The following is a 12,869-nucleotide window of genomic DNA, read 5'->3' on the forward strand; positions in this document are numbered from 1 at the left end:
GACTTACTAGGACGTCCAACTATATGGTCGTGTACAGGTCCGCGGTGTCAGGGAAGCCGGTGTGAGTCCGGCACGGTCCCGCCACTGTGACCGGGGAGTCCGTCCACGCAGGACACGGCCACTGGCAGCCAGCCGGGAAGGCCCGCGGGCGGGCGTCGATCCGGGAGTCAGGATACCGGCCGCGGATGGTCCGTGTTTTCCACGAGGATGGAGACGACACGCATGACTCCGGGCTGCTCCCGTTCCACCGCCCCCGGCCGTCCTGTGCCGCCCGCCGGAGCCCACCCGCTCTGACGGTCCGCCATGTCGCCGTCGCCGGCGCCGGTCCCGCCGTGCCACCGCGCGGCGGGCGGCCGCGGGCGATGCCCTCCATTCCTCCTCTCCCCACCCCAGACGAGAGGCGACCTCAACCAGCACGGGCCGGACTCGATCCGCTTCTACACCCGCACCCGCACCGTCACCTCGCGCTGGCCCTCGGGGGTCAAGGAGGGCGCGAGCTTCACCATGCCGACGATGGGATGAGCGCCGTGCACGACCACGACCACGACCTGAGCGAGGACCAGCGGGCCGTCGCGGAGACCACCCGGGCGTTCGCCGACGAGTACCTGGCGCCGCACGCGGTGGAGTGGGACCGGGCCAAGCACTTCCCGGTGGACGTGCTGCGCAAGGCCGCGGACCTCGGCCTGGCCGGCGTGTACGTGCGCGAGGACGTCGGCGGCTCCGAACTCACCCGGCAGGACGGGGTGGTGGCCTTCGAGGCGCTCGCCACCGGCTGCCCGTCGATCGCCGCCTACCTGTCCATCCACAACATGGTGGGCTGGATGGTCGACCGCTACGGCACCGCCGCGCAGCGCCGCCGCTGGCTGCCGGCGCTCTGCACGGCCGAGCACCTGGGCAGCTACTGCCTGACCGAGCCGGGCGCCGGGTCGGACGCCGCCGCGCTCGCCACCCGCGCGGTGCGCGACGGCGACGACTGGGTGCTGGACGGCGTCAAGCAGTTCGTCTCCGGCGCGGGCGCCGCCCGGCTCTACCTGGTGATGGCCCGGACCGGCGGCCCCGGCCCGAAGGGGGTCTCCGCGTTCGTCGTGGACCGCGACGACCCGGGGCTGTCCTTCGGCCCGAACGAGCAGAAGATGGGCTGGAACGCCCAGCCGACCCGGCAGGTGGTGCTGGACGGGGTCCGGCTGCCCGCCGACCGCCTCCTCGGCGCCGAGGGCGAGGGGTTCGGGATCGCCATGGCCGGCCTGAACGGCGGCCGGCTCGGCATCGCCGCCTGCTCGCTGGGCGGGGCCCGGACCGCACTGGAACGCGCCACCCGGTACCTCGCCGAGCGCGAGGCCTTCGGCGCCCGGCTGCTGCACGCCCAGGCGCTCCAGTTCCGGCTCGCCGACATGGCGACCGAACTGGAGGCCGCCCGCGCCCTGGTGTGGCGGGCCGCCGCCGCGCTGGACCGCGCCGACCGGCGCGCGCCGCAGCTCTGCGCCATGGCCAAACGCCACGCCACCGACACCGGGTTCGAGGTAGCCGACCAGGCGCTCCAACTGCACGGCGGCTACGGCTACCTCGCCGAGTACGGCATCGAGAAGATCGTCCGCGACCTGCGGGTGCACCAGATCCTCGAAGGGACCAACGAGATCATGCGCGTCATCGTCGCCCGCGGCCTGACCGGAGCCGCCTGATGGCCACCCCGGACGCAGCGGACACCGACGAGGTCATCGTCGACCGGGACGGCCGGGCCGGCCTGATCGTCCTCAACCGCCCCAAGGCCCTGAACGCCCTCACCCACGGCATGGTCCGGCGGATCGCCGCCGCGCTGGACGCCTGGGAGCACGACGACTCCGTCGCCACCGTCGTCCTCACCGGCGCCGGCGAGCGCGGACTCTGCGCCGGCGGGGACATCGTCGCCATCCACCGGGCGGCCACCGGCGGCGACCGGCGCGCCACCGAGGAGTTCTGGCGCGACGAATACCGGCTCAACGCCCGGATCGCCCGCCACCCCAAGCCCTACGTGGCCGTCATGGACGGCATCGTCATGGGCGGCGGCGTCGGGATCTCCGCCCACGGCAGTGTCCGGATCGTCACCGAACGCACCCGGATCGCCATGCCGGAGACCGGCATCGGCTTCGTCCCCGACGTCGGCGGCACCTACCTGCTCTCCCTCGCCCCCGGCGAACTCGGCACCCACCTCGCCCTCACCGCCGGCTCCGTGGGCGCGGGCGACACCCTGCTGTGCGGCCTGGCCGACCACTTCGTCCCCGCCGTCCGGCTCCCCGCGCTCCTCGACGACCTCGCCGAACTGAGCGTCCACGACGCGCTCGCCCGGCACGTCGCCGACCCGCCGCCGGCGCCGCTCGCCGGACAGCGCGGCTGGATCGACGACTGCTACGGCGCCGACACCGTCGAGGAGATCGTCGAACGGCTGTCGGCGGCGGGCGATCCCGCGGCCGAGGAGGCGGCCGCCCGGATCACCGCCAACTCGCCGACCGCCGTCAAGGTCGCCCTCGCGGCGCTGCGCCGGGCCCGCGGGCTGGGCCCGCTGGAGGCGGTGCTCGACCAGGAGTACCGCACCTCCTGCGCGGCGCTGGAGGGCACGGCCGACCTGCCGGAGGGGATCCGCGCGCAGGTCATCGACAAGGACCGGCAGCCGCGTTGGGAGCCGGCCACCCTGGCCGGCGTCCCCGACCCGGAGGTCGAGCGGCACTTCCTGTCCCTGGGCGAGCGCGAGCTCGGCCTCTCCGTCCCCGCACCCCTGGAGCGCTGGTGACCCGCACCGTCGGATTCGTCGGACTGGGCAACATGGGCGGCCCGATGGCCGCGAACCTCGTCGGGGCCGGGCACCGCGTCCTCGGCTACGACCTCGCGGCGGAGGCCCGCGACCGGGCCGCCGGGCGCGGAGTCACCGTCACCGGGTCGGCCGCCGAGGCCGTCGCGGAGGCCGACGCCGTCCTCACGATGCTGCCGACCGGGCGGCACGTCCTCGACGCCTACCGGGAGCTGACCGCCGTGGCGAAGCCCGGGACGCTGTTCGCGGACTGTTCCACGATCGCGGTCGGGGACGCGCGGATCGCCGGCGACCTGGCGCGCACCGCCGGGCACCGCGCCGTCGACGCCCCGGTCTCCGGCGGCGTGGCGGGCGCCGAGGCGGCCGGCCTGACCCTGATGGTCGGCGGCGAGGAGGCGGACTTCGCGGCGGCCGAACCGCTGCTGGCGGGAGTGGGGCGCAGGATCGTCCACTGCGGCCCCTCCGGCACCGGACAGGCGGCGAAGATCTGCAACAACATGATCCTCGGCGTCTCGATGGTCGCGGTGAGCGAGGCGTTCGCCCTCGGGGAGAGCCTGGGGCTCAGCCACCAGGCCCTCTACGACGTGGCCTCCACCGCCTCCGGGCAGTGCTGGGCGCTCACCACCAACTGCCCGGTCCCCGGGCCGGTTCCGGCCAGCCCGGCCAACCGCGACTACCGGGCCGGGTTCGCAGCGGCCCTGATGGCCAAGGACCTCGGGCTGGCCGCCGACGCGGCGTCCGCCACCGACGTCCCGGTGGAACTCGGGCGCCGGGCGGCGGAGTTGTTCGCCGCGTTCGCCCAGGCCGGGGGCGGCGGCCTGGACTTCTCCGCCATCTACACGACGCTCCGGGAGGAGACCGCATGACCGACGGCACGACCACGCGCACGACGGGCGTCCCGGCCACCGGGACGGCCGGTGCCCCGACCGCCGGCACGGACGGCCGCCACCGGACCATCCGGGTGGAACGCCAGGGACGGGTGGGCGTGATCACGCTCGACCGCCCGAAGGCGCTGAACGCCCTCAACACCGAGCTGATGACCGAAGTCGTCGCGGCGGCCCAGGAGTTCGACCGGGACCCGGAGATCGGCTGCCTGGTGCTCACCGGCTCGGAGAAGGCGTTCGCGGCCGGCGCCGACATCAAGGAGATGCAGTCGCTCGACTTCGTCGACGCCTACCTCGGCGACTGGTTCGCCGCCTGGGACCGCTGAGGACGCTGCCCCGCCGAGCGCACGGCTCCACCGGGCCACGGGCCCGCCGGCCACCCGCCGGCGGGCCCGTCGCCGTGCCCGCGCCCGTCAGCGGCGCCGGCCGGCGGGCCGGCAGGTCGGCAGGCGCTCGGCAGCGGCCGCTGGGCCGGGCCGGTGTACGCGCCCGGCGGCCGGATCAGGGCGGTGTGCCCGAGCTGCTCGACGATGTGGGCGGTCCACCCGGTGATCCGGCTCATCACGAAGGGCATCCGGGCTCGGGACGGTCACCGCCCCCCACGCCGCGCGTCGGCCCCGGGGCTCCCACCGGGTTCCCCCACGCGGCCGAGCTGCGGCGTTACCGCACGCGCCGACCACCGAGGGCGTGACGGAGACGATATGACGCAGCGTTGACCCTGCCGCCGGAGGCGTGGTCTGATGAAGCGTTTTTCCTCCTCGGCGGACAGGGGAAGCCGGTCGAACTCCGGCGCTGTCCCGCAACCGTGGGCCCACCTTGGTGGGCGAGCCGGAGTACCTGCGCCGAGGAGCACGCACGAGCGCCGTCGTGGACTGCGGCGCGGTACGGAAGCAGGCCCCGTCTCCCTCGGGGCCCCGCCCTGCTGCGCGCACGTCCCCGCCGGTGACCACCGGAGCACAGGGGAGTCAATCCGTGAAGGTCCGCAGAAACCGCCCGGACGGCCGGGCGCGGGGAGCCGCTTCGGCGGCGGCCGTCACCGCGCTCGCCCTCACCACCAGTGGACTGGTCCTCGGCGCCCTGCCCGGCGCGGCCCGGGCCGACCGGCTCGACGAGTGCACCGCGACCTCCGGCGCCGTCGTCGCCGTCGACTTCGCACCCTGGGGCGGCGGCGTGGTCCGCGGCTGCGACGCCCACCCCACCACCGGGATGAACCTGCTCCACACCGCCGGCTTCGGCACCACCGGCACCGTCCACGACGGGCCCGGCTTCATCTGCCGGCTCGGCAACGCGGCCTTCGCCGGCGGCACCCAGTACCCGACGGCCGACACCGAGCCGTGCGTCAACACCCCCCAGGCCAGCGGCTACTGGTCGTACTGGATCGCCCCGGCCGGGCAGGACACCTGGTCCTACGCCACCCTGGGCGCCCTGCTCCAGAAGCCCGGCCCCGGCGAGGTCGAGGCCTGGGTGTACGGCGGCACCCACATCGGCGGCACCAGCGGCGCACCCGCCTTCACCCCCGACTCCGTCCGGGCCAAGGGCGGCGCCGCCGCGACGCCGTCCCCCTCCACCACCGCGACGGTCCCCGCCACCACCGCCCTCGCCGCCCTCGTCCTGCGCCGCATGGGCACGGCCGCCGACGCGGTCCGGCGCGCCGACGCCTGGACCGCCGCCGACCAGCAGCAGGACGGCAGCCTGCTGCCCTACTCCTGGGCCACCGCCGGCGACAGCTACACCACCGCCCTGGCCGCCCAGGCACTGCGCTCCGCCGGGCGCACCGACGCCCGCGCCGCCGCCACCGGCTGGCTCGCCGCCCGGCAGCTGCCCGACGGCGGCTTCACCACCGACCCGGCGGCCACCGAGTCCGACCACCTCGCCACCGAACAGGCCGTCCTCGCCCTCACCGGCACCGACCTCGCCGAACTCCGCCACGACGTCACCACCCCGCAGCCCGGCGGCCGCACACCCGACCTGGTGAAGGGCTCCGCCTACCTGACCGACCCGGCCCGCCTCCTCGGCGGCCACTACTACGAGGCCTTCCCGGAGTCCGGCTTCGCCGACTTCGGCCTGACCATCGACGGCGCCTTCGCCCTCGCCGCCACCGGCACGGACGACGCCGCGCTGCGCCGGATGGCCGACTTCCTCGACCGGAGCGGCCAGGACGGCAGCGGCCGCACCGTCGACGACTGGACCGGCATCGGCACCGAGTTCGCGAGCGGCGGGTCGCTCGGCAAGGAGGCCCTGCTGGCCGAGGTCGTCGGACGCAGCCCGCGCTCCTTCGGCGGCCGCGACCTGATCGAGGCGCTCGCCTCCGCCGTCTGCACCGCGCCCAGCACGGCCCCGGACACCTCCTGCGCCGCGGCGGGCAACTACACCTACGCCACCTCGGTGTTCTCCCAGGCGCTCGGCATCATGGCCCAGTTGCGGGCCGACGACGCCCTCCGCTCGGCGGGCCCGGTCGCGTACCTGAAGAGCCTCCAGCACGCGGACGGCTCCTGGCCGAGCCTCATCCCCGCCACCGGCGACTCCGACGTGGACAGCACCGCGATCGCCGCGATGGCGCTCGACCTGCTCCCCGGCGACGCGGACGCCCGCCAGGCGGTCGACCGCGCGGTGGCGTGGATCGCGGGCCGGCAGCTCGCCGACGGCGGCTACCCCGGGGCGGCCGGTAACTCGACCAACTCGGCGGCCCTCGCCGTCCAGGCGCTCACCCTGCGGGCCGGCCGGTACGGCACCGCGATCTCCCGCGCCCGGGAGTTCCTGACGGGGCAGCAGAACGCCGACGGCGGCTTCGACGTCGCGGCCGGCGGTCAGCCGGGCTCCGACGTCCGGGCCTCCACCCAGGCGCTCGGCGGCTCGGTGGGCACCTCCTTCGGGACGCTCAGCCGGCCGGTGGGCGGCGACACGCCGACGCCCACGCCGACGGGCACTCCCACCCCGACGGTGACGCCCACGCCGACGGGCACCCCGACCCCGACCCCGACCGGCACGGGTGCGCCCACTCCGACCGGGACGCCGACCGGGACGCCCACCCCGACGGGCACTCCGACCCCGACCGGCACGGGTACGCCCACTCCGACGGCCACTCCGACGGGTACGCCCACGCCCACCGGCACTCCGACCGGCACCCCGACCACCACCGGTACGCCGTCCGCCACCGTCCCCGGCACGACCACCACCCCGCCCCCGGTCGCCGGTGGCGCCGGTGTCACCGGTCCGCCGGTCGGCGGTGGCGCCGGCCCGGTGGGCGACGTCGGCGGCGGGGCCGTGGGCGGCGGCGCGGGCCCGGTGGCCGGCGACCGGCAGCCGACCGGCTCGGGCGGCCTGGCCTCCACCGGCACCGACGCGGCCGGCCTGGCCCCGCTCGCGCTGGCACTGCTGCTGGCCGGCGGCGCGGCCGTCGCCGCGGGCCGCGCCCGGACGGCCCCGGGCAGGCACCGGTGAGCCCCCGCCGCGCGCGTCGCGCGCCGAGGACGCTCCGGGCGGCCCTGGTGTCGGGCCTCGCCGCACTGGCCACGGTGGTCCCCGCGATCGGCGCGGGGACCCCGGCCGCGGCCGCGCCACTGCCGATCGAGCAGTGCACGACGACGTCCGGGGTGGTCCTCGCGGTGGACTTCAGCCGCTGGGGCGGGCCGCTGCTGCGCTCCTGCGGCACGACCCCGACGACCGGGTACACCCTGCTGAACCAGGGCGGCTGGCGGACCGCCGGCACCGGCCACGACGGCCCGGCGTTCATCTGCCGGATCGGCTACAGCGGCTTCCAGGGCGGCAAGCAGTTCCCGCCGCCCGAGCAGGAGAAGTGCGTCCTGACGCCCCCGGCCAGCGCGTACTGGTCCTACTGGCACGCCGACCCGGGCCAGAACGACTGGACGTACAGCCAGCTCGGCGCGATGAGCTACCACCCCAAGCCGGGCAGCGTCGACCTGTGGATCTTCGGCGGCACCAACATCGAGGGCACCGAGGGGCGTCCCACGGTCGCGCCGGACACCCTGCGAGCCCTGAACACCACCCCCGGCGGCGGCCCCGCCACGACGGGGCCGGGTGAGGGGACGACGGGCGGCACCGGCACCGCGGGCGGCACCGGCGGATCCGGTGCCGCCGGTGGTTCGGGCGGCTCGGGCACCTCGGGCACCGCAGGCGGTTCGACGGGCGGCGCCGGCACGACCGGCGGCGGCACCGGCCAGGGCACGGCGGGCGGTTCGAGCGGCTCCGGCGCCTCCGGCACCTCGGGCGGTTCCGCCGGAGGCGGGAGCACGGGCTCCGGCGGCACGGGCTCCGGCACCTCCGGCGGCGGGGGAGGCGCCGCCTCCGGAGGCTCCGGCCAGGGCGGCACCGGAGGGACCGGCGGCTCCGCCGGCACCGGCCGCGTCCCGACCGCACCGGTACCCCCGGCCGGCACGGGCCGCCCCCCGGCCGCCGCCCGCACCCCCGCCGCGCCGCCCCGGAGCACCGGACCGGCCCCCGCCGACACCCCGCCCGCCGACGCGGCTCCCACCGAGGCGGCTCCCACCGGGTCCGCACCCGCAGAGGCGCCGTCCGCGGCGCCGACCGCCGCACCGACGGAGACGTCCGCGCCGACCGCCGCCGCACCGTCGCCCACCGCGTCCACGCACGTGCTGAACGCCGAGCCGATGGCCGACGCGCCCCACGACTCGGGCTCGTTCCTGCCCGCGCTCACCGCGGTGGCGGTCGTCCTCGGCCTCGGTACCGCCTCCCTCCTGGCGGCCCGCCGGCGCCGACGACGGCTGGAGTGACCCGGTGACCAGCACCGTTCCGGCACCCCGCCGAGACGACCGGGCGTCCCCGGCGGGCACCCCGGCCGGGCCCGGCCCGGCGGGGCGCCGGCTCCCGCGATCGCTGCACCCGCTGGCCTGGTGGGTGTGGGCCCTGGCGCTCGCCACCGCGGCGAGCCGCACCACCAACCCGCTGCTCCTGCTCCTGGTGCTGGCGGTGCTCGGCCACGTCGTCACCACCCGCCGCACCGAGGCGCCGTGGGCCCGGGGCTTCAAGTACTACCTGTGGCTGGCGCTCACCGTGGTGGCGATCCGGGTCGCGTTCCGCTGCGTCTTCGCCACCGGCATCACGCCGAGCGACCACGTCCTGTTCACGCTCCCGCACATCCCCACCCCCGCCTGGTACGCGGGGATCGAGATCGGCGGCGCGGTCTCGCTGGAGGCCACCCTCTCGGCGGCCTTCGACGGACTGCGGCTCGCCTGCCTGATCTGCTGCATCGGCGCCGCCAACAGCCTCGCCAACCCCAAGCGGGCGCTGCGCGTCCTGCCCGGCGCGCTCTACGAGCTCGGCGTGGCCGTCACGGTCTCGCTCAGCGTCGCGCCGCAGCTGGTGCAGAGCGTGCAGCGGGTGGCCCGGGCCCGCCGGCTGCGGCCCGGGGGCGGCAAGGGCGTCCGCGCGCTCCGGGGCATCGTCGTCCCGGTCCTGGAGGACGCCCTGGAACGCTCGCTGCGGCTGGCCGCGGCGATGGACTCCCGCGGCTACGGCCGCTCGGGCACGGCCACCCGGCGGTCGCGCCGGGCCACCGGGGCGCTGATGCTGCTCGGCATGGCCGGGCTCTGCACCGGCGTGTACGGCCTGCTGGACGGCACGGCCCCGGCCTTCCTGGGCTTCCCGGCGCTGATCGCCGGCTCGGCGCTGTGCTGCGCCGGACTGGTGCTGGGCGGGCGGCGGGTCCACCGCACCAGCTACCGGCCGGACCGCTGGCGGGCCGCCGAGTGGGGGGTGGCCGGGGGCGGCCTGGCGGCGGCCGCGGTGCTGTTCGGCACCGTCGGGTACGACGCGGGCGACCTCAACCCCTCGCTGCACCCGCTGAGCTGGCCCGCGCTGCCCGCCGTCCCGGCGCTCGCGGTCCTGCTCGCCGGGGCGGCCGCGCTGATCGCCCCGCCACCGCCCCGGTCGGCGTCCGCCACCGCGCGGCCGTCCGCCGCGTCCACCCCGTCCACTCCGTCCACCGCGTCCGCCCGGTCCGCACCGTCCGCCCGGGCTCCCGCCGCGTCCCCCGCTCTGTCCCCGGCGCCGGGGACGACGGGCCCGGAGGCGGCGGCCGCCCCGGAGGACCAGAACGACCGCAACGAGCCCGAGGTGGCGCAGTGATCCGTTTCGACCATGTCGGCGTCCGCTACGAGGACGCCGCCGATCCCGTCCTGCGCGACATCGAACTCGAAGTCGCCGAGGGCGAGTTGTGCCTGGTGGTCGGTCGGACCGGGGTCGGCAAGTCGACCCTGCTCGGTGCGGTGAACGGACTCGTCCCGCACTTCACGGGCGGCACCCTGACCGGGCGGGTCACCGTGGACGGCCGCGACACCGCCGACCACCCGCCGCGTGAACTCGCGGACGTGGTCGGCGTGGTGGGCCAGGACCCGCTCTCCGGCTTCGTCACCGACACCGTCGAGGAGGAACTCGCCTACGCCATGGAGCAGTTGGCGATCCCTCCGGAGGTGATGCGCAAGCGCGTCGAGGAGACCCTCGACCTGCTGGGCCTGGCCGACCTGCGCCACCGCGCACTGTACGAGCTCTCCGGCGGCCAGCAACAGCGCGTCGCCATCGGCTCCGTGCTGACCGCCCACCCCCGCGTCCTGGTGCTGGACGAGCCCACCTCCGCGCTGGACCCGACCGCCGCCGAGGAGGTCCTCGCCGCGATCACCCGGCTGGTGCACGACCTCGGCGTCACCGTGCTGCTCGCCGAGCACCGGCTGGAACGCGTCGTCCAGTACGCCGACCGGGTCGCCTACCTGCCCGGCGACGGCACCGTGGTGCACGGCCCGCCCGCCGAGGTGTTCGCGCACACCGCCGTCGCCCCGCCCGTGGTGAACCTGGGCCGGCTGGCCGGCTGGAGCCCGCTCCCGCTGTCGGTCCGGGACGCCCGCCGGGCCGCGGCGCCGCTGCGGGAACGGCTCGCGGGGGAGCCCGTGCCGCCGCCCCGGGCCGTGCCGTCGGCGGGGGAGGAGGTGCTGGCCGCACGCGGCGTGGTGGTCCGCCACGGGCCGGTCGCCGCCGTCCGGGACGTCTCGCTCACGCTGCGCGCGGGGGAGGTGACGGCGCTGATGGGCCGCAACGGCTCCGGCAAGTCCTCGCTGCTCTGGGCCCTCCAGGGCTCCGGCCCCCGGCAGGGCGGCCGGGTCGAGGTGACCACGGCACAGGGCGGCGGCGACCCGAAGCGCCGCCCGCCGGCCGAGGCCCGCCGCCTGGTCGGCCTCGTCCCGCAGACCCCGACCGACCTGCTCTACCTGGACTCGGTGGCCGAGGAACTCGCCCAGGCGGACCGGGAGTCGGCCCGGGAGCCCGTACGGGCGGGGGCCGCGTTCGGCGCCTCCGTCACGTCCGTCACGTCCGGCTCGACTGCCGCGTCGACAACGTCCGCCACGTCTGGCACGTCTGGCACGTCCGCGCGCACGATCCTGGACCGCCTGGTGCCCGGCATCCCGGACGACATCCACCCCCGCGACCTCTCCGAGGGCCAGAAGCTCGCGCTCGTCCTGGCCGTCCAGCTCGCCGCCGCGCCCGCCGTGGTGCTGCTCGACGAGCCGACCCGGGGGCTGGACTACCCGGCCAAGGAGGCGCTGATCCGGACCGTCGACCGGCTCGCCGCCGAGGGCCGGGCCGTGGTGGTCTCCACCCACGACGTGGAGTTCGTCGCCTCCGCCGCCGACCGGGTCGTCGTGATGGCGGAGGGCGAGGTCGTGGCGGACGGCCCGACCGCCGAGGTGGTCACCTCCTCGCCGACCTTCGCCCCGCAGACCGCCAAGATCCTCTCGCCGCTGCCCTACCTGACGGTCGCCCAGGCGGCCGCGGTGCTCGACGGGGAAGGGGCGGACCGGTGAGCGCCGGGGTGGCCGTGGCCGTCCGGATCCCGGCGCGGGCGCGCGTCGTCGTGGTGCTGGCCGCCTTCGTGGGCGCGGTCGCGTTCTGCTGGCCGTTCGTCGTCGCGCCGGGCCGGTTCGGCTCCTCCTACGCGCCGCCGCTGATCTTCGGCGCGCTGCTCGTGCTGGTGGTCGCCGTCGTGGTGGCCGAGATCGCGGCCGGCGGCATCGACGCCAAGGCGCTCGCCATGCTGGGGGTGCTGTCCGCCGTGAACGCGGGGCTGCGCCCGCTCGGCGCGGGAACGGCGGGCATCGAGACCGTCTTCTTCCTCCTGGTGCTCGCCGGGCGGGTGTTCGGGCCGGGCTTCGGGTTCACGCTCGGCTGCACGTCGCTGTTCGCCTCGGCCCTGCTGACCGGCGGCGTCGGGCCGTGGATGCCGTACCAGATGTTCGGCTGCGCCTTCGTCGGGATGCTCGCGGGCCTGCTGCCGAGGGTGCGCGGGCGCCGGGAGGTCGCCCTGCTCGCGGTCTACGGGTCGTTCAGCGGCTACCTGTTCGGCTTCCTGCTGAACCTGTCGTTCTGGCCGTTCGCGCTGGATCCCGACAGCTCGATCGCGTACCTGCCCGGGCTGCCGTTCACCGAGCAGTGGCACCGCTACCTGCTCTTCGACCTGGCGACCTCGCTGGGCTGGGACACCGGCCGCGCGGTGACCACCTTCGTGGCGATCCTGGTGGTCGGCCCGGCGGTGCTCGCGGTCTTCCGCCGGGCCGCCCGGCGGGCCAACTTCGAGCCCACGGTGCGGTTCGAGCGGGCGGCCTCGGCGCCGAGCCCCGCCGGGCCGGAGCCGAAGGGCTGACCGAGGCCGAGGGGCCGGCCGGAGCGGGAGCCCGCCCCGGAGCCGTCGCCATGTGCGACCGACCGCACGTCAGTTCGCCCGCTGCGCCCGGTCACAGGGCGGAGGGGACCGGCCGCGCGCGGCGCGTTCGGCCGTCGGCGGGGGAATTCCGGGCGGCCGCCGTCAAACGGGTGAGTCGTGGCGCGTGAGGTTCGCCCGACCTCCTGCGGCTGCAGCATGATTGTGCACGCAGGACCGGTGCGTACCCCGGGCGCCGGGCACGGAACCGTGCGTGGCCGAGCGGCGCCGCCGAGACCCCCAGTGACACCTGGAGCCCTCCCTTGCAGCGATCGACCACCTTTCCCCCCGGGGCGCCCCTGCCGGTCGGCCGCCGTGTCGAGCGGGCGGCGGCGACGGGCCGCCGCGCCCCGGCGCGGCTCGTCCCGGAGCGGCTCGTCCCGTTCCCGGCCGAGCCCCGTTCGACCCCCCGGTAGGCGCGCGGCGGGGCGGCGGAGGCTCGGGGCGCGCCCGCGCGGCAGGACGGCGGAGCGGCCGG

Annotated in this window: 7 protein-coding genes, 4 pseudogenes and 2 riboswitches; of the genes and pseudogenes, 10 read left to right on the forward strand and 1 reads right to left on the reverse strand. The window is 76.7% G+C overall.

All coding sequences use genetic code 11. From position 1 onward, the window contains the following. Window positions 1-7 precede the first annotated feature (7 nt). Window positions 8-198, forward strand: a riboswitch (cobalamin riboswitch). A gap of 117 nt (window positions 199-315) precedes the next feature. The 5 genes and pseudogenes from AC067J_RS35260 to AC067J_RS35280 form a co-directional block, all read left to right on the forward strand. Continuing rightward, window positions 316-522, forward strand: a pseudogene (locus AC067J_RS35260) (hypothetical protein); the annotation flags it as partial. Further along, window positions 519-1,679, forward strand: a complete 1,161-nt coding sequence (locus tag AC067J_RS35265; RefSeq protein ID WP_478306293.1) for an acyl-CoA dehydrogenase family protein — start codon at window positions 519-521, stop codon at window positions 1,677-1,679. The pseudogene AC067J_RS35260 and the gene AC067J_RS35265, both read left to right, overlap by 4 nt. Continuing rightward, window positions 1,679-2,764, forward strand: coding sequence for an enoyl-CoA hydratase/isomerase family protein (locus AC067J_RS35270; RefSeq protein ID WP_478306295.1), 1,086 nt, complete (start codon window positions 1,679-1,681; stop codon window positions 2,762-2,764). Before AC067J_RS35265 ends, AC067J_RS35270 begins: the two co-directional genes overlap by 1 nt. Further along, entirely contained in the window at window positions 2,761-3,648 is an 888-nt protein-coding gene (mmsB, locus tag AC067J_RS35275) for a 3-hydroxyisobutyrate dehydrogenase (protein WP_478306297.1), read from the forward strand. Before AC067J_RS35270 ends, mmsB begins: the two co-directional genes overlap by 4 nt. Beyond that, window positions 3,645-3,989 (forward strand): annotated as a pseudogene (locus AC067J_RS35280) (enoyl-CoA hydratase-related protein); the annotation flags it as partial. The gene mmsB and the pseudogene AC067J_RS35280, both read left to right, overlap by 4 nt. 125 nt (window positions 3,990-4,114) lie before the next feature. Here the strand turns inward: AC067J_RS35280 and AC067J_RS35285 are convergent. After that, window positions 4,115-4,234, reverse strand: a pseudogene (locus AC067J_RS35285) (citrate/2-methylcitrate synthase); the annotation flags it as partial. 174 nt (window positions 4,235-4,408) lie between these two features. Beyond that, window positions 4,409-4,527: riboswitch (cobalamin riboswitch) on the forward strand. Between the two features lie 111 nt (window positions 4,528-4,638). On the opposite strand from AC067J_RS35285, the gene AC067J_RS35290 reads away from it, so the two are divergent. The 5 genes and pseudogenes from AC067J_RS35290 (at window position 4,639) to AC067J_RS35310 (ending at window position 12,334) form a co-directional block, all read left to right on the forward strand. Further along, a complete protein-coding gene (locus AC067J_RS35290) occupies window positions 4,639-7,107 on the forward strand; it encodes a prenyltransferase/squalene oxidase repeat-containing protein (RefSeq protein ID WP_478306298.1) in 2,469 nt (822 codons plus the stop codon). Further along, a pseudogene (locus tag AC067J_RS35295) lies at window positions 7,104-7,670 on the forward strand (hypothetical protein); the annotation flags it as partial. The gene AC067J_RS35290 and the pseudogene AC067J_RS35295, both read left to right, overlap by 4 nt. An 850-nt stretch (window positions 7,671-8,520) precedes the next feature. Beyond that, on the forward strand, window positions 8,521-9,771 hold the full coding sequence (locus tag AC067J_RS35300; protein WP_478306308.1) for an energy-coupling factor transporter transmembrane component T: 1,251 nt from the start codon (window positions 8,521-8,523) through the stop codon (window positions 9,769-9,771). Continuing rightward, complete coding sequence (locus AC067J_RS35305) at window positions 9,768-11,498, forward strand: ABC transporter ATP-binding protein (RefSeq protein WP_478306300.1); 1,731 nt, start codon at window positions 9,768-9,770, stop codon at window positions 11,496-11,498. The genes AC067J_RS35300 and AC067J_RS35305 overlap by 4 nt, the downstream gene beginning before the upstream one ends. After that, window positions 11,495-12,334, forward strand: a complete 840-nt coding sequence (locus tag AC067J_RS35310; protein ID WP_478306302.1) for an ECF transporter S component — start codon at window positions 11,495-11,497, stop codon at window positions 12,332-12,334. Before AC067J_RS35305 ends, AC067J_RS35310 begins: the two co-directional genes overlap by 4 nt. Window positions 12,335-12,869 lie beyond the last annotated feature (535 nt).

The organism is Kitasatospora sp. NPDC042419, from assembly GCF_056437345.1.

What these genes read in the sequence shown, in the direction of transcription:
- AC067J_RS35270 (WP_478306295.1), top strand. Translation starts at nt 1,679, where the DNA reads ATGGCCACCCCGGACGCAGCGGACACCGACGAGGTCATCGTCGACCGG.
- AC067J_RS35265 (WP_478306293.1), top strand. Translation starts at nt 519, where the DNA reads ATGAGCGCCGTGCACGACCACGACCACGACCTGAGCGAGGACCAGCGG.